This is a genomic window from Sphingomonas degradans, from assembly GCF_053502645.1.
Map to the genome: position 1 here is coordinate 1,061,737 of NZ_CP177172.1, position 17,052 is coordinate 1,078,788.

13 protein-coding genes are annotated in these 17,052 nt (G+C 66.3%); 4 read left to right on the forward strand and 9 right to left on the reverse strand.

Annotated elements, in window-relative coordinates; translation table 11 throughout:
• Positions 1–30: 30 nt before the first annotated feature.
• Together ACG3SL_RS04825 and ACG3SL_RS04830 are read right to left on the reverse strand one after the other, a co-directional pair.
• The gene (locus ACG3SL_RS04825; protein WP_448664008.1) at positions 31–1,002 is read right to left on the reverse strand and encodes a FecR family protein; all 972 of its coding nucleotides are present in this window, start codon (positions 1,000–1,002) and stop codon (positions 31–33) included.
• Positions 986–1,570 (reverse strand): RNA polymerase sigma factor, encoded by a 585-nt coding sequence (locus ACG3SL_RS04830; protein ID WP_448664009.1) that lies wholly within the window; start codon positions 1,568–1,570, stop codon positions 986–988. Before ACG3SL_RS04830 ends, ACG3SL_RS04825 begins: the two co-directional genes overlap by 17 nt.
• Before the next feature lie 201 nt (positions 1,571–1,771).
• Here ACG3SL_RS04830 and ACG3SL_RS04835 point away from each other — a divergent pair, with 201 nt between their 5' ends.
• From ACG3SL_RS04835 to ACG3SL_RS04845, 3 genes are all read left to right on the forward strand, one after another.
• Entirely contained in the window at positions 1,772–2,275 is a 504-nt protein-coding gene (locus ACG3SL_RS04835; protein ID WP_448664010.1) for an RNA polymerase sigma factor, read from the forward strand.
• Complete coding sequence (locus ACG3SL_RS04840; protein ID WP_448664011.1) at positions 2,272–3,237, forward strand: FecR family protein; 966 nt, start codon at positions 2,272–2,274, stop codon at positions 3,235–3,237. The genes ACG3SL_RS04835 and ACG3SL_RS04840 overlap by 4 nt, the downstream gene beginning before the upstream one ends.
• A 215-nt stretch (positions 3,238–3,452) precedes the next feature.
• The gene (locus ACG3SL_RS04845) at positions 3,453–6,311 is read left to right on the forward strand and encodes a TonB-dependent receptor (protein WP_448664012.1); all 2,859 of its coding nucleotides are present in this window, start codon (positions 3,453–3,455) and stop codon (positions 6,309–6,311) included.
• Positions 6,312–6,317: 6 nt separating this feature from the next.
• Here ACG3SL_RS04845 and ACG3SL_RS04850 read toward each other — a convergent pair whose 3' ends face one another.
• From ACG3SL_RS04850 to ACG3SL_RS04865, 4 genes are all read right to left on the reverse strand, one after another.
• Positions 6,318–7,178 carry a glycerophosphodiester phosphodiesterase family protein gene (locus ACG3SL_RS04850; protein ID WP_448664014.1) on the reverse strand — a complete coding sequence of 287 codons (861 nt, stop codon included), beginning with the start codon at positions 7,176–7,178 and terminating at the stop codon, positions 6,318–6,320.
• Positions 7,179–7,252: 74 nt separating this feature from the next.
• Positions 7,253–10,003 carry a TonB-dependent receptor gene (locus ACG3SL_RS04855; RefSeq protein WP_448664015.1) on the reverse strand — a complete coding sequence of 917 codons (2,751 nt, stop codon included), beginning with the start codon at positions 10,001–10,003 and terminating at the stop codon, positions 7,253–7,255.
• Positions 10,004–10,074: 71 nt separating this feature from the next.
• On the reverse strand, positions 10,075–11,055 hold the full coding sequence (locus ACG3SL_RS04860) for a glycerophosphodiester phosphodiesterase family protein (RefSeq protein WP_448664016.1): 981 nt from the start codon (positions 11,053–11,055) through the stop codon (positions 10,075–10,077).
• Between the two features lie 208 nt (positions 11,056–11,263).
• Entirely contained in the window at positions 11,264–12,373 is a 1,110-nt protein-coding gene (locus tag ACG3SL_RS04865; protein ID WP_448664017.1) for an ornithine cyclodeaminase, read from the reverse strand.
• 128 nt (positions 12,374–12,501) lie between these two features.
• On the opposite strand from ACG3SL_RS04865, the gene ACG3SL_RS04870 reads away from it, so the two are divergent.
• The gene (locus ACG3SL_RS04870; protein WP_448664018.1) at positions 12,502–12,930 is read left to right on the forward strand and encodes an Lrp/AsnC family transcriptional regulator; all 429 of its coding nucleotides are present in this window, start codon (positions 12,502–12,504) and stop codon (positions 12,928–12,930) included.
• A gap of 47 nt (positions 12,931–12,977) precedes the next feature.
• Here ACG3SL_RS04870 and ACG3SL_RS04875 read toward each other — a convergent pair whose 3' ends face one another.
• The 3 genes from ACG3SL_RS04875 to ACG3SL_RS04885 are packed head-to-tail and all read right to left on the reverse strand — an operon-like array spanning position 12,978 to position 16,937.
• Positions 12,978–14,246, reverse strand: a complete 1,269-nt coding sequence (locus ACG3SL_RS04875; RefSeq protein ID WP_448664019.1) for a purine-cytosine permease family protein — start codon at positions 14,244–14,246, stop codon at positions 12,978–12,980.
• The gene (locus tag ACG3SL_RS04880) at positions 14,243–15,346 is read right to left on the reverse strand and encodes a DUF917 domain-containing protein (protein WP_448664020.1); all 1,104 of its coding nucleotides are present in this window, start codon (positions 15,344–15,346) and stop codon (positions 14,243–14,245) included. The genes ACG3SL_RS04875 and ACG3SL_RS04880 overlap by 4 nt, the downstream gene beginning before the upstream one ends.
• On the reverse strand, positions 15,336–16,937 hold the full coding sequence (locus ACG3SL_RS04885; RefSeq protein WP_448664021.1) for a hydantoinase/oxoprolinase N-terminal domain-containing protein: 1,602 nt from the start codon (positions 16,935–16,937) through the stop codon (positions 15,336–15,338). The genes ACG3SL_RS04880 and ACG3SL_RS04885 overlap by 11 nt, the downstream gene beginning before the upstream one ends.
• Positions 16,938–17,052: the final 115 nt, after the last annotated feature.

A 17,052-nucleotide genomic window follows, 5' to 3' on the forward strand; every position in this document is an offset into this window, starting at 1 on the left:
ACTTTAAATAAAATTCGGTTTCACTCGAAATTACTTTTCGATGAATATTTCATTTCTATTGCGTGACACATGCGCGCCGGTGATCCGCGCGACCGCGTCGGCAAACTGTAATGGCTTCGACACTTCGAAATAGCCCGTGATGCGATAGCCGGCGATCGCCGGATCGGCGATGTGCAGCGTTATCTGATTGTAGCGGTTCAATTCGGCGGCGGCTTCCTCTACCGTGGTTTCGTTGAACGCTGCGCCCCCTTCGCGCCATGCCGGCGCCTCGCCAGCGGGGACCTGCTCGATCCGCAGCGGCGCGTCGATGGCGGCGGCAGGTTGCGGCTGGCCGGGTGTTGCAACCGGCATCGATGTCATGTCGCCCGCGCGCAGCATCACGCGGCGCCCGGCATGATCGCCGCGCCAGATTTCCACGCTGCCCTCGGTCACCGCGACCACCACTGCGCCCTCGCGTTCGCGTACCGAGAACGCGGTGCCGGTGGCGCGGACCAGCACGCCGTCCGCCTCGACGATGAAGGGGCGGGCGGCATTGTGCGCGACCTTGAACCACGCTTCGCCGCGTCCCAGCGCGATCCGCCGCGTGGCGATGCCGTAATCGACTTCGACGCGGCTGTCGGTGTTGAGCACTGCGACCGATCCATCGCTGAGCGCGACCTCGCGAATCTGCCCCTTGGCGGTTTGATAGGCGGAGGACGCCGGCACCAGCCACGGCAGCGCGAAGACGGCCGCGCATGCCGCCGCGAGCCCGGCGAGCATCGGCGCGCGCCGCCGTCGCAGCGGCGCCGCCACCGTGGCGGTGGAGGATGGGAGCGCGTCCGCCGCCGCCGCGTCGCCGCGCTCCAGCAGGGTCAGCGCAGCGCGGGCGCGGAACAGCGCGCCGCGATTCCGTGGATCGTGCGCGAGCCACGCGTCCATCGCGCTGCGTTCGGCCCCGTCCATGGTATTCGCATCTACCCGAAGCGCCCAATGCACTGCCATATCATCAGTATCGGACGACATGGGCCTCCTCACGCAACGGTTCCTCTTCCTGCGGGCTGTAATAGTCGCTGCCTTGCGCGATACTACGCAGAACAGCTTTTAGACCACGGGCAAGGCTGTTCTCGACGACTTTTTCCGATACGCCCATTCGGGCCGCGGTTTCTTTCTGCGACAGGCCCTCCAGCCGGCGCAACTCGATCGCTTCACGATAGCGCGGTGGGAGATCGGCTATGGCATGGTTGACGAGCCTGAGATCCCATCGGTCGCTGGCGATACGCTCCGGCGTGGGCCCTTCGTCCGCCAGCATATCGAGATGGTCGGAGGCCGCCTGGATCTGAACCACCTTTTCGCGCCGCACATGCTGGAGCACGAACGAACGCGCCGTGGTGAAGAAATAGGCGCGCGGATCGCGGATATGCGCGACCGAGCCGAGTTCGCTCAGCTTGCAATAGGTTTGCTGGATGACGTCGTCCACGTCGCTGGGCTGCAACCCCGCGCGTGCCAGCCAACGGCGAAGCGCCGGCTCATGCGGCAGAATCCGCGTAGCCACCCAACGGAGCGGCTCGCGATTGCCGACCTTCTGCACCACGCCACGTACCCCCGACGTCGGTGCGCCTAGCCAGCCTTGATGACGCGAACGTTACAGCGTGCCGAGCCCGGCGCGCGCCCGTTCCGTCGCCGGTGGCGGACTCCGCATAAATCGGGAGAGGCAATCCGCGTTCGGAACCTGCCATCAAGCTGTAATGCGCCCCCGATAGGCCACGGCACCAGCGCCCCGGGGAGCCGCCTTTTGAACTTGGACGAATCGATGTACCGGCTGTTCCGGCGCGAGGTGTATCGCTTTGCCTATCGGCATCTCGGCGATCACTCGGCCAGCGAGGACGTGGTGCAGGACAGCTTTGTCCGGCTCGCCCAGTATCGCGCGGGCACGGTCGCCAATCTGGGGGGGATGTTGCGTACCATCGCCCATAATCTGATCGTGGATCAGACGCGTTTCCATAAGCGCAGGGCCGAAGAGGCGATGTCGGACGCAACGGACGTTGCCGCAGAGGTGCCGTCGCAGGAACAGGTTTTGCTGCAGCGCGAGCGGATGCAACAGGTCTCCGAGATTCTGGCCCGGCTGCCGGAGCAGCGCCGCCAGGTCTTTATCATGCGGCGCCTGCACGGCATGTCGGCCAAGGAAGTGGCTGCGGCGCTGGCGATCAGCCCTGCTGCCGTCGATACCCATGTGGCGCGCGCCGTGATCGCGTTGCACAGAGGTATGGCGGAGCTGGAGGGGCGCCACACCCAATGACGACGGGCTATTTGCAAGATAGAGAAGACGAGGAGGCGGCGCTGTGGGTCGCCCGCCACATGAGCGACGTTGTCGATGCGACGGCGTTCACCCAGTGGCTGGCGGGTGCGCCGGGGCGTCGCGCGCGGTTCGACGCCTTGTGGGCGACGTGCATGGACGACGCCGTCACCCATGGCTTGCTGCAACACGAACGACGGGCGCAGGCATCCGTGCAGGCACCGGAACGCGACCGGCCCCGGCCCGGACGCCGCGCCGCCGTCGGGCTGGCCGTTGCTGCGTGTGCGGCGGTTGCAGTGTTTTCCTGGCCGCAGCTTCGCTTCGCGATGGTGCCCGCGCAGGAGTTTGCCACGGTGGCTGGCGAAGTCCGCAGCTTCACCCTGGCGGATGGCTCGCGGGTGGTGCTGAACGGCGCCAGCCGCATCCGTGCGAAGATCGACGAGGGGCGGCGCGAAGTCGCGCTGGAGGCCGGTGAAGCGCTGTTCGACGTCGAGCATGACGAAGGCCGTCCGTTCAGCGTCTCCGCCGGGCAGGGGCGGGTGACGGTACTCGGCACGCGGTTCGATCTCGCGCTCAACGGCGATAGCGTCGATCTGGCAGTGGAGCGCGGGCTCGTGCGTTTTGGCAACAGCGGCGATGCTTCGGCGGTGCTGGTTCCGGCTGCGCACCGTTCCGTGCTGGCCGAGGGCAGGATTGCCACGCCCACGGCGTTCGTCGGTTCCTCCGCTTCGGACTGGCGCGACGGCTGGCTGCAGGTTGCCGACATGCCGCTGGCACAGGTTGTGCCGCATCTCCAGCGCTGGACCGGGCGGTCGATCACCGTGACCGATCCGGCGCTGCTTCGGAAGCGCATCGCCGGCCGGTTTCGACTTTCGCAGCCCGGCGTGGTGCTCGAGAATCTGGGGGTGCTCTACGGCTTCAGGGTCCGTCAGACCGAACGGGCCTATATCCTCGAACGATCATAATGGCCGTTCTGCCGATCAGCTTGTTCAGGCAACGGGCCGGCGGCGGGTCCTAGGCGATGATGCGGAGGACGGTCTTCTGCTGCTGTACGGCGGCGGTAGCGATCACTGCCGCAGGCCCTGCCAATGCGGACGATTCCCCGCTGCGGCGGGCGACCTTCGCAATTCCGCCCGGACCGCTTGCGCCTGCGCTGGCGCGGTTTTCGCAAGCGAGTGGCGTGCAGGTGCTCGCCGATCCGGCGGTCCTTCGGGGACTGCACACACGCGGCGTTCAGGGGCGCCTGTCCCCCACCAGGGCGCTGGAATTGCTCCTGCAAGGCACCGGTCTTGGCTTTCGGCGGCGCGACGAGACAATCCTGATCTTCAGGCTGGGCGCCGTCGCGAAAGCCCCTGCGCAAAGGGGTGCCCGCCCGAATCGGCCCACACTGCGGACTGCCGCGCCGCCAGCGGAAGCCGGCCCCACCGACACGCTGATCGTGGTCGGCCAGCGGATCGCCGACCGCAGGGCGATCGCGATCAAGCGGCGCACGCGCAACATCGTGGATGCGATATCCAGCGACGAGGTGCGCCGCCTGCCGGACAATACTGTGGTCGATGCGATGCGCCGTATCCCTGGCGTTTCGGTGGTGCCGATCGCGGACAATGAACACCCGCGCGACGTGCCGATCGCGCCGGTCGTCCGCGGGCTGACCCAGGCCTATAACAACGTCACGATCAACGGCCTGCCGGTCGCCTCGACCGGCATTCCCGATGCAGGCTCGAACAGCGCGGAGCGCGGCGTGCGGCTGGACCTGCTCCCGACCTCGCTCGTCAGCCGGCTGCTCGTCGTGAAGACGTTCACACCCGAATTCGATCCCAACGCGATCGGCGCGGCGATCGATCTCCAGACGCGCAGTGCCTTTGACAATGGCGGTCGCCCGTTCCTGTCGCTCGAAGGTGGGCTGGCTACCCCGAGCGAGCGCGGTCGGGTTCAGGCCCAGGGCCGGCTCGGCGTTCATGCCACCGCCACTGCCAGCCGCACTTTCGGATCGGACGGGCAGTTCGGCCTGGTGGTTTCCGCCAACTACCAGCGGCTCGAGAACAACAGCAATGTCCACGCCACCAGCGACGGCACGTTCCTCGTTTTCTACGACGCGGCGGGGCGACTGCTCAGCGACGGAACGCGCGGCAACGGTATCCCCGTGCCGCGACAGGACAAATATTGGTACAATGGCAGCGATCGCCGTCATCTGGGCGGCACGATCCGCGCGGAAGCCGATTTGGATCGGCTGCGCCTGTCCGCGCTGGTCGCGGTGTATCGCCTCCGCGATGGCTATACGCGCAACGAGATCGTCATCGATCCCGAACAGGCGAATGTGGTCGAACAGACCATGGTTTCGGGCCGTTTCGATACGGCGTCGGTACAGGTCGGATACCGTGCCGGCTTGACCCATAGCGAAACGCACCTCGGCCAGTTCGACGCGCGCTGGCAGGCGAGCGCGCGGGACGAAGTCGCGCTGCGCATCGGCATATCGCGGGCGACGATGCGTGAGCGCTACAAGATGGTGAAGTTCACGGCCGGTCAGGACCGGATCGACGGCGTCTTCGGATTGCCGGCGCTAGGCTTTGGCTATGACAGCGCGCCGCTCCAGTTCAGCTTCAACGTGCCCGCAAAGGCCTATCAGGACCTGTCGCTCTATACAGCGGACTATTGGCGCCGGCGCGGGCGTCAGGCGACGGCGGCTATCGCCAGCGTGCGCGGCGACTGGCGGCACGCTATGGCGGACGGCGACGAGGGGGTTGGGCTGGCCGCCGGAGTCGCATGGACGCGAAGCACCTATGCCTATGCCTATCAGAGCCTGGCATTCGGAACGCTGAATCGCGATCTCACGCTGGATGCCGTGGGCTATGTCGGCAATGCGTTGTTGCCGTTCAACCAGAACCGCCTGCGGCTGATCGTCATCGATCCCGTGCGCGCATGGCAGATGTTCGACGCGAACCAGCCGAGCATCTCGATCACCGACGGGACCGAGAACGACCATCAGGACGATTTCGACCATATCGAAACTGCGGCCAGTGGCTACGCGATGGCGCGATTCCTGCGCGGACCGATCGAGTTGCTGGGCGGGTTTCGGCTGGAGAACACTGTCACCTCGACCCTCGGCTATCTCTCGGTGGGCGATACCTGGTCGAGCGTCGCGACGGGCTCGCACTATGCGCAATTGCTTCCTTCGATACTGCTCAATTACCGGCCGCTGGATGCACTGAAACTGCGCGGGGGCTATAGCCGTACGATCGGGCGGCCTAGCTATGAGGCTTATGCGCCGCGATCCGCAGTGAACTTCGACGCCGGCAGCGCAGTGGGCGATCCCGATGCTGCGGGCGTGCGGGTCACCCTCGGCAATCCTGACATCCGACCCCGCCTGTCCGACAATGCCGATCTCAGCGTGGAATGGACGCTTCCGCGCGGGTTTGACGGGATGCTCTCGGGCGCGGTGTTCCACAAGGCGATCCGGAACGAGATCTTCGATGCGACCACGCGCGGATATGCCCATGACGGCATCTATTATCGCAACGCTTCGGTAACGCGGCCCACCAACGCGACCGGTGCGCATATCACGGGGCTCGAACTGAGCGCGATGGCAGGATCGCTGGGTGCGATCTCACCACTGCTGAAAGACATCGGGTTCAGCGCGAACTGGACCTTGCTGAACGGCGCGGTCACGGTGCCGATGACGAGCGGCGCCTCGCGCAGGCTCGATCGGCTCGTCGGCCAGCCGAGGGAAATCCGCAACCTTGCGATCTTCTACAATCGCGGCGGCTTCGAAGTGCGCGCCGCGATGAATTGGACGGGCAAGGCGCTGCGCAGCATCGCACCCGATGCCGCCTGGCAGGATGTCTATTGGGCGCCGCGCACCCAGTTCGACATTCAGGGGCGGTATCATTTCGGTCGGAACTTCAGTGCGATCCTCGATCTCGCCAATGTCACGCGCGCCCGTTTGACCAGTGTCACCGGACCCGGCACGCGATGGCTGAAGGACAGCTATTCGGTGCCGGGGGTGGTGCGCCTCAGCCTCAACTGGGGCTTTGGGCAGTAGCGGGGGTCAACCGCATTTGCGCAGATATGCGCGCAACAGCGCAGGCCGGTCGGTCTGGATCGCGTTGACGCCCAGCGCCTGCATCGCCTTGAGCGCCGGGCACGCCTTGGGCGATCCCGCTGCCATCAGCGTGTCGACTTCCCCCAGCGCGTTCTCCCAGATTCGCGCCGGCATCTGCCGGATCGCATCGCGCGCCGCAGGATCGAGCGATTCCGGATCGGCATGCACGATCCGCACCGGGGCCAGGCCCTGGTTGATGCCGTCGAGCGTGGTCTTTGCCGTGAGGCGGGTCATCACGTGCAGGGCCGGTTCGATCGCCCGTGCCGCGCGCAGCAGGTTGCTGTCGGAATCGAACAGCATCACCTGATCGACCATGCCCAGTCCCTGGACGATGGCGATCACCGGGGCAAACTGATCGGTCTTCATGTCGAGATCGACCAGCACGCGCCCGCAGCTGTGCCTGAGCAGTTCGAGCAGCGTCGGCGGCGGCGTGTCGCCGCCCTTCAGCCGCAGCGCGCGCAGTTCGGCATAGGTCTTGTCGGCGGCACGGCCGATGCCGTTGGTGGTCCGCTCGAGCGTGCGGTCGTGCAGGATGAAGGGCACGCCATCGGCGCTGACCTGCACGTCCACTTCGACGACATCGGCACCTGCGGCAACCGCTTCGTCGACAGCGGCCAGCGAATTCTCCGGTGCCTTCAGGTGCCCGCCGCGATGCGAGGCGATCAGGACCGCGCCGCGCGGATCGGCCCACGCCCGTTGCAACGCGGCGATGCGCGGGGTGGGAGCGCAAACAGGGGCTGCCGATGCCGGGACGACCATATTGCCGAGTGCGAACGCGCCCGCAGCCGGTAGCAATTTGAGGATCATGGCATGTCTCTTCGTATCCGCTGGAAAAGGCATGGGGGAGGACGCGGCGCCGCTCCCCCATGATGCACACGAGGTCAGAACCGGGCGTTGACCCCCAGCCACAGCACGCGGCCCTTCTGGGCGCGTTCGGCGAGCAGGTCGCCGGTCGGCATCTTGCGATAATATTCGATGTTCGTCTTGGTGAGGTTCTGGCCCTCGACGATGAAGGTGACATTCTCGAGCAGCTTGACCCGCGCCTGCGCCGAGAATTCGCCGCGCCCCTTGCTGTGGATGTCGAAGATCTCGGCATTCTCGTTGATCGACTTCAGATAGTCGGCGACATAGCCATAGGCGACCGAGGCGCCGAATACCGGCGTCTCATACGAGACCGTCGCATTGGCCAGGAACTCGGGCTGCCCCTCCAGGCCATCGACCTTGCGCAACGTCTTGTCGGCGCGCAGCACGTCCTGCTTGCCCGTGATATAGGTGCCGTTCGCGGAGAGCACGAAGTTGCGCAGGAAGCCGTTGGTCCAGTCGCCCAGATCCTGGCGAACGGAGGCCTCGATACCCTTTAGCGACGCGGTCTGCGAATTCATCGGCGTGGTGATCCGCGCCGTGTAGGTCTGGCCGCCATATTGATAGCCGGCTTCAGTAATGTTCTGCGTGAAGATCAGGTTCTTGATATCCTTGTAGAACAAAGCGACCGAAACCATGCTGCCGCGCGTCGGATACCATTCGAACGACAAATCGAAATTGTTCGAGGTGCGCGGCTTCAGATCAGGATTGCCGCGCGTGACGCTGATCGTGGCGTCTTCGCTGTCGTCGGGCAGGCCGATCGATTCGCCGATCGCATAGTAAGAGAAGTTCGGGCGCCCGATCGTCTTGCTGTATCCCGCGCGGACGATCACGCCGTGCCCGACATCGTAGCTGGCGATGACCGAGGGCAGCAGATAGGCATAGTCCGCCTTGCGCGCGGTCGGCACGTACTGGGCGCCCTTATTGGGTGTGGCGGGACGATTTGCATCCTGAGCGAACAGGTCGATGTGGTTGACGGTGGAGTCATAGCGCAGGCCGGCGCGCAGGTTGAAGCGGTCCGTCCGGTAATTGGTTTCGGCGAAGGCGGCGGCGACCTTTTCGTTCAACTGGTAATCGGACTGGATGTTGTTGCTGCTGTTGTCGTCGGTGCTCGGGAAGCCGGCGGCGGCCCAGGCTGCGCGATAGGCGCTATCGTCGATCAGCAGATAATCGACCTTCGGGTCGGTGGTGTGCAACCGGGTCTTGCTGACGAAGCGCGCCATGTTGACTGCGGCGCCATTGACGTTGGGCAGCTTTCCGCTCTGCTGGCCCTCGTCATAGGTCTGGTCGGTGCTTTGGACGCTGCCGCCGAGGTTGAAGCCGAGACCGCGATCCTCGGGGCCGAAATTATAGGCCAGGTTGGCGCTCACGAAGGTCAGGTCCTGCGTCGCGCGCTGGGTGATGTGCTGGATGTAGCTCTGGACGTAGTTGGCGGGATCGTTGCCGAAGGCGGGATCGGGGAACGACAGGACCGGGCGGCCGTCGCTGAGATCATAGGAGAAGCGACCGGCGGCGAGGTTGCTGCTCATGTTGAACTTGGAACGGTCGCGGATGGTGTTGAGCCGTGCGCGCGAATGCGATGCGCGCAGGTGCATCACGATGCTGTCGCTCAAATCCTGGTCGAGGATGCCAGAGACGACGAAGGTCTCGCGCTTCTGCGGCTGATGCGAATAGCCAAGCGCCGTTCGCCCCTTGGCCCAGGTGCCCGACGTGGCGGTCTGGTTGGTCGGTGCCACGCTGGTGTCGGCGGTGGCGAGATACTCGTTGCGGACTTCGTCTTCCTTCTGGAAGAAATAGCCGGTGTAGATCGACGCATAGGTCGCCGCGCTGGGGCTGTATTCCAGCTTCGTCACGGCGGATGCGCGGGTTACCGTGTCGTAATAGGCGAAGATCTGGTTGCGCGCGGCCGCCGAGAATCCGTTGGTGTTGCTCAGATTGTTATAGTTGGCGAGCGGCTTGCCGGTGGTCTTGTCGTACAGGATATAGCTGTTGTCGACCGCGCCCGGCTTCTGATCGTAGTTGGTCGAATTGTAGCGGGCATAGGAGCCCGACACGACCACGCCGAAGTCATGGTTCTGGCCAAAGGCGCTGCTGAATGTGGCGTCGGCGCGCAGGTTCTTGCCCTTCCTGCCGTCCATCTCGCCGCCGGTCGAATTGTCGCCGATCGAAGCGCGCGCCATCAGGCTGGTCTTGCCGGTGGTGAGCGCGCTGGCGGTGATAAGGTTGAGCTGGCCGCTGAGCGCATGCGGGTCGAGATCGGCGGTGATCGTCTTCACCGCATCGATCCGGCTGACGAACGAGGGCGGCAGCAGCTCGATGCGGGCGCCGCGCGTGTCGCGGGCAGTCGTTGCGAGCGGCAGGCCGTCGATGGTGACCAGATTGTAGCTGGAGCCGATGCCGCGGATCATGACGCTTTCGGCGAGGTCGGGCGAGCGGTCGTCGGCGGTGGCAAAGTCGGGCACCAGGGCGAGGCCGGGAATGCGCTGGGCAACCTGCGCGATCGTAAGGTCGGGCAGCAGGCCCGCCTGGTCCTGTGCGATCGAATCGGTCACGCCGACGGCACGGCGCTTGGCATCGATCGCGGCGGCGTTGGACGAGCGATAGCCGGTCACGACGATGGCGGTTTCATCGCCCTCCGTGGCGCGGGGCTCGGGCTCGTTCTGCGCGCCGGCGGGGGCAGCTTCGCTCTGCGCGTGCGCCGGCGCGGCGAGCATTGCGGCGACCAGCGCCGAACTGGCGATGGCATAACGGAGCGCGGGGGCATGTTTCATGGGCATAGCTATCCTGTCGGGAGAAATGAGGGTTCGAATAGGTCGGGAAGGCGCGGGCAGGCGCCCGGGCGCTAGGGCGTCAGCGGAGGCTCGCAGCGGCGCGTGGCAGCGCGGGTTCGCTGCAGATAGGCCTTGAGCGCGAACGGCTCGTCGGTCTGGATCGCATCGACGCCCGCCGCGATGAGCTGGCCCCAGACGCTGTCGGGATCGGCGAGCGCGGCGGTGTCGTCATAGGCGCGGCCGGCCAGGCTGTTCACCCAATATCGGGCGCACCGCGCGCGGATGGGCGGCGCGACCAGCGGCGCGAAGGCGCGGTCCTTGACGTCGATTTCGTAGCTGACCGGGTGCAGCGGATCATAGGTTGCGATGGCGGCCGCCGGGTCAGCCTGGATCTGCGGCTGGCGCAGGATCGGCTGGAAGCGCACGCCGCCGAGCCATGGGCCTTCCCGCAGAAGCAGTGCCGCCGGCGCATCGGCCTTGAACAGCAGCTGGCTGCGGCGACCCGCCTTGTCGACCATGGCCAGCATCGCAGGCGACAGACGCGCCTTGGGATCCAGGTTGATGAGGATGCGGTCCTTTGCCGCGCGCAGTGCTTCCTCGAAGGTCGGGATGCGGCGATCGCTTAGCGGCGTGCTGCCGCCCTTGCCTGCGCGCAGGCGGAGCTGGCGCAACTGGGCCCAATCGAGATCGGAGACCTTGCCCGTGCCGTCCGTCATCCGATCGACCGTGGCATCATGCATCAGCACCAGCACATTGTCGCGGGTGAGGCGAACATCCAGTTCGACCATGTCGATGCCGCCGTCGATGCAGGCCCGGATCGCGTCGATGCTGTTTTCGGACGTCTTCTGCCAGCAGCCGCGATGGGCCACGACCATGACCGCGCCATCGGGACCGGCCAGCCGTCGCTCCAGTTCCAGGCGGCGGCTGGTGCCGGGCACATTCTGCGCTTCGGCCGCGCTGCCAAGCAGCGCCGCGATCGCCGCAAGGGCGGACAAGATCGATCGGCGCAGGAGATGCGAGGTCGATCGCGGATCGTTGCTCGAAAATCGCACTGGTTCCCCCCGGTGGTCGGCGCATTTCGTCAGGTTTCGATAAGACGACGCGCGGCCTGGCGAAATCTGACAGCCGGGGAGAGATTTTATTGGAGTTGCGCGTGGAGGCTACCGGCGCGGTCTGGGTCACGACAGTCCCTCGACGCTTGGCGGCTGGCGCGCGCCGCAGAGGAGCGCCCGCCCGGATCGCTTGGTCGAGGAACGATTGTCATCGCCCGACGGCCTTTTGGGCGTGCCGGGTGTCAGAGTGGCGCGGAGCAACAGGGGCTCGTGCCACGCCCGAACGGGGCGCGTGTATCGGCTGCGGCCCGTTGAGCAGGCCGAACAGGTCACGCGGATCGCGCGGCTCGACGATCAGGTCGAGCCGGCGCAGGTCTTCGCGGCCTTCGATCAGGCTGTGGACATAGGAGAGGGCGGAGAAGTCCTCGATCCCGAAGCCGACCGAATCGAAGATGGTGATCTCGTCCACAGCACTGCGGCCCGCTGCCTCGCCGGCGAAAACGCGCCATAATTCGGTCACCGGGAAGTCGGCCGGCATCTGCTGGATCTCGCCCTCGATGCGGGTCTGCTCGGGATATTCGACGAACACGGTGCCGCGCGACAGGATCGCCGGTGCGAGTTCGGTCTTGCCGGGGCAGTCGCCGCCAACTGCGTTGATGTGGATGCCCGCGCCGACCATGTTGTCCGACAGGATCGTCGCCTGCGCCTTGTCCGCGGTCACGGTGGTGACGATGTCCGCCCCCAGTACCGCGTCGGGCGCCGAGGTGGCGACCGCGATCTTGAACCCCTGGCGCGCCATGTTGGCCGTGAACTTGGCGGTCGCCGCCGGATCGATATCCCACACTTGCAGCCGCTCGATCCCCAGCATCGCGCGGAAGCCGAGCGCCTGGAATTCGGACTGGGCGCCGAGCCCGATTATCGCCATGGTCCGACTGTTCGAGCGGGCCAGATAGCGGGCCGCCAGCGCCGAGGTCGCGGCAGTGCGCAGCGCCGTCAGCAGCGTCATCTCGCTGAGCAGCACGGGATAGCCGGTATCGACATCGGCGAGCACGCCGAACGCTGCCACAGTCTGAAGCCCCAATCTGGTGTTCTTGGGATGGCCGTTGACGTATTTGAAGCTGAAGCGCGCGCGGTCTGCTGCGGGCATCAGTTCGATCACGCCATTGGGCGAATGGCTGGCGTAACGCGGCGCCTTGTCGAATTCCTCCCAGCGCCGGAAATCGCTTTCGATCCGATGGGCGATGCCCAGGATGAACGGCTCGATACCCACCTGCGAAACCAGCCCGCAAAGGTCTTCCACGCCCATATAGATCGTCATGCCGATTCCCGATTTTGCTATTGAGGTTTCGTCTAAGTTAGAGGCGCAGCTTGCCGGTAAAAATGTACGTACTGTCGAGAGAAGGGGTAATTGCTTGGCAAATTGGCGGGTGATGCTAGGCAATTTGCATGATTATTCTCGACTCGCTTGATCGCCAGCTTATTGCGCTGCTTCGGGCTGACGGCCGGGCGCCGGTGTCCCGGCTGGCGGAATCGCTCAGGGTCTCGCGCGCGACTGTGCAGGCGCGGCTCGACCGGCTGATCGAGTCCGGCGCGATCCTGGGCTTCACCGTGCGCGCAGCGGAGCGTCCGGCAGGGGAGGGGGTTCGCGCGATCACGCTGATCGAAGTTGCGGGCGCATCGACCAGCGCAGTGATCCGCGCGCTGCGCGGCCTGCCCCAGATTAGCGCGCTCCACACCACCAATGGCGCCTGGGACCTGGTCGCGGAGGTCCATGCGGACTCGCTTGGCGATCTGGATCGGATCCTGCGCGAGATGCGCACCGTCGATGGTGTGCTCAACAGCGAGACGAGCATCCTGCTGCGCTCGGTGCAGTAGGGCCCGCCTGCAATGTGCGCGGTGCGGCAGCGCGATCGCCTTCGCCTTTACCTGGCGGTGACGCGGGCCTTCAGCAGAACGGCATAGAGTGCCGCAGCGACGATCGTCGCGTCCAGCGCCGGGACGGTGGTGAGCGTCCAACCCTTGTAGGCGGCGAGCACGCCCACCACCACCGAGAGCAGCCAGGTCGCGATCGCCGGCCAGTCGAAGCGCGGCAGGCCGAGCAGCGACTCTGCCGCGTCCGCAGTGCGATAGCGCGTCCAGGCATCGATCACGTAGATCGCTGCGATCGGCGGGATGATGAGCCCGAGGAACAACACGAACGGGATGAACGCCTCAAGGATGCCCATCAGCGCGAGGATCGTGCCGATCGTGCCGCCCGCGACGGTGAACACCCATTGCCGCACCTTGGGAAAGGTGCTGCCCAGCGACAGGCTCGACGAATAGAGGTTGAGCGCGTTGACGGTCCAGGTCGGCAGCACGAGAAGGAACAGCACCGGCGTGCCAAAGCCATAGGCGGCGACCAGCTTCATCACGCTGGTCTCGTGCGTGGCCAGCGCGGGGATTGCTGCCGCCGTCATCATCAGCGGGGTCGCGATCGGGAAGGACAGCGCCATGCTGGCGACAGCCCCGCGCGTCGTGCGGGTATAGCGTGACAGGTCGGGCATCGTCGCTACCGCGAGCATGTATGCCCCGATCAGCGCCGAGATCGCGATGCCGAGCGTCATCGACTCCGGCGGATTGGGATCGGCGGCCGTGACGAAACCATGGGTCCGCAGCGTCACGACCACCACCGCCAGCAGGATCGCGGCGAGCAGCGGCACCGCGACCAGCGCGAGCCGGTCGAGCGCGCGAAAGCCGATAACGGTCGAGGCCATCATCAATATGCTGCCAAGGATGACGAACGCCGTGAAATTGCCGGGCAGGCCGCTCGCGTTCGCGGCCTCGACCATCGCTTCGCCAAAGAACGACGCGTTCACGCCGAACCAGCAGAAATGAATCAACGCGATCACCGTGTTGATCGCCGCAGCGCCGCCGGTTCCGAACGATCGGCGGACAAGGAGATAGGTCGAAAGCCGGGTGCGGACGCTGACGATCGCCGTCATCGATCCGCCTGCGCACAGGATCACCCCGGCGAGCAGCGCGGCGATCACCGCGCCCCAGAACCCCAGCGCCAGCGCATTGTGCGCGCCGTTCAGGAAATCGGGCAGGCCGATCGAGAAGCTGGCGACAATCAGGCCGACCCGCCAGCCCGGAACGGTGATGCCCTGGGGCACCGGCGAATGCGCATAGGCGTCGTCGGTGTCGTGGCTCATCCGCGGGTCCAGCCGTTCAGGTCCTCGATCGGGCGATAGGGCTCGGTGAAGCCGAAGGCGGCCGGACCGACAAAGGCAAGTGCCCGCTCGGCGCGCAGCACCGCAGGGGCAGCGGCGCCGACCACCTTGACTCGCTGGCCGAATTTGAGCCGCTCCGTCACGATGCTGTCCGCAGTCTCGCGGTCCATCACCGTGATCAGGTCGGGCACCATCGCGCGCAGTTCGCCGTCCACGCGGGCGATGAGGTTCTCGTTCTGGAACACCAGATCCATCCGCCCTTCGCCCCCGAAACCTTCGATCACGACATGCCCGACCGAGAAGCCGCCCTTGGTCTCGCGCTCGACATCGACGACCTTGCCGTCGAAGAGCGTCCCGGCAAAGGGGTAAAGCCCGCTGGCCATCAGCGCGGTGTGCAGCGCCGCGAACGGATCCTCGCCCACCGCCCGCGCGATGCGCACCGCTGCGCCGATCGCGATCGCCGCCGAGATGCTGCCGCCGATCGCATGGCGCTTCGCCTGCGCGCCGGTGAGCGGATATTCGACCATGTGCGCATTGCCGCCGAACTCAATCGACAGCTGCCGCGCGACGCGCTCATGCGCCAGATTGTCGTCGGTTTCGATCAGCCGCACGTCGCCGTTCGCCGAAGTGACGACGGAAGGGCAGGCGCACAGGCCGTCGATGCTGAACACCGTCATCTGGGATTCGGGAAAGGCACGCCCCATGCCGTCGGCATCGACGACGGGGATGCCCAGTTCGGCTGCGGCCAGCAGCGGTGCGAGGCCGTTGCCGCCGCCGATCTCGATCGGCATCACCGCATCGATCGGTCGCCCGTAGATCCGCTCCAGCGCGCGCAGGCCGAGCAGGGCTTCCTGGCCGTTTGGCAGCTTTTCCGCCGAGACGGTCGGCGCGCCGATCCAGCCGCAGGGCGCGATCAGCGCATCGTCGGCCAGCGCATCGAGCGGGATCAGATTGAACGGGCCCCGCCGCGCAATCTCAGCCTCGCCGAGCAGCTGCGCGTAATAGGGATCGCCGCCGCCGCCCGAGCCGAGAAAAGCGGCACCGGTGGCGAGATCGAGCAGCGCCTGGCGATCAATGCGCATGGGCGGCCAGGACAGGGGCGCCGGCAAGGTCCGCGACGGCGCGGATTCGAACCTGTGCCGCGCGGCCGGGCAGATAGCTCAGATACACTTCGTCCATCTCCACGATTTCGACGGTTTCGGGAATGCCGCCCGCTGCGATCGCCTGCTCGCGCACCTCTGCGCTGAGCCTTTCCAGCGCTGCGTCACGCGGCTCGCGATCGAAGGACACGACCTGATCCACCATCGCGCCGACCTGGGCGATGGCCGCGCCCACGGCATTGGCGACGGCGGCGTGCGGCGGACGCACCACCCGCGCGGCGCCATGCAGGTTGTCGGGCACCAGGAAATTGCCGCCGCCCACCGCCAGCAGCACGACTTCGCCGCGGCTGGTCTTCATGCGGTCGACTGCCTCTTCGAGCATCGCCTGCATCCGCGTCCACACCGCGTCGCGGACGCCATCCGAAAGCGCGGGCAGCAGGCTCGGATCGCCAAAGCGCGCCCGACCGGCGGCAACCGCGACGTCGCTGGCGGTAAGCGTGGCGCCGCCGAACAGCCGGGCCTGCTCGGTGATGCGGAAGCCCACCGAATCCGGGCCGATGCGCAGCTCGGTCGCGTCGATCGCGTTTGCCCCGTAGCGCGCGGGATCGAGATGGATACGCGTGCCGCCGCCCAGCCCGAGCGCCAGGATGTCGGGCATGCGGAAATTGATCCTCACGCCGCCGATATCGACCGCGACCGAGGATTCGCGCGGAAAGCCATTGGCGAGCACGCCGATGTCGGTGGTCGTGCCGCCCACGTCGAGCACCATCGCGTCGCGTACCCCGGTGAGGAAGGCGGCACCGCGCATCGAGTTGGTCGGGCCCGACCCGATCGTCAGCACGGGATAGGCAGCGGCATGCGCGGCGGAGATCAGGGTGCCGTCATTCTGCGAGAGATACAGCGGCGCATCGATGCCGATCTCGACCAGCGCGCGCTGGAAAGATGCGACGACATGCGCCGCCAGGCTGCCCAGTGCGGCGTTCAGGATCGTTGCATTCTCTCGCTCGACAAAGCCGATCCGGCCCAGCGTGTGCGACACGGTGATCCGCGCATCCGGATGTTCCGCGCCGACCAGCGCCGCAGCGCGTTCCTCCATCGACGGGTTCACGGGCGCGAACACGCTGCTGATCGCGATCGAATCGATGCCCATGTCGCGCAGTTCGCGTGCCGCGCTCCGCACTGCGGACTCGTCGAGCGGAGCGATCTCGCGCCCGTCGAACTCGAAGCCGCCGGGCAGCAGATAGGTCCTGGCGTCGATCTGCGCGGCCAGCGCCTCGGGCCAGCCGGTCATGGGGGGCAGCGCCTCGCCCGCGGGGCTCGCGAGCCGCAGGATACCGACCCGGTCGAGCTTGTTGCGCTCGACCAGCGCATTGGTGAAATGGGTGGTGCCGATCATCACGGACGCCACGGCTCCTGGGGAGACGCGCGCATCGTCCAGCACCGCGCCGATCGCGGCGGCGACGCCGGACCCGACATCGGCCGTGGTCGGCTGTTTGGTCCAGGCGACCACCTCCGATCCGTTCATCAGCACGGCGTCGGTATTCGTTCCCCCGACATCCACTCCTATTCGCACGCTACACCAATCCTTTGGCATGCCCTCAATCCTCGCGAGCTAAGGGCCGCGCGCTTTGCTGCGCAATGCGGGAAACGGGTGCGGGGCGCGGGGGAACGGGTAATCGGGGCGCCGG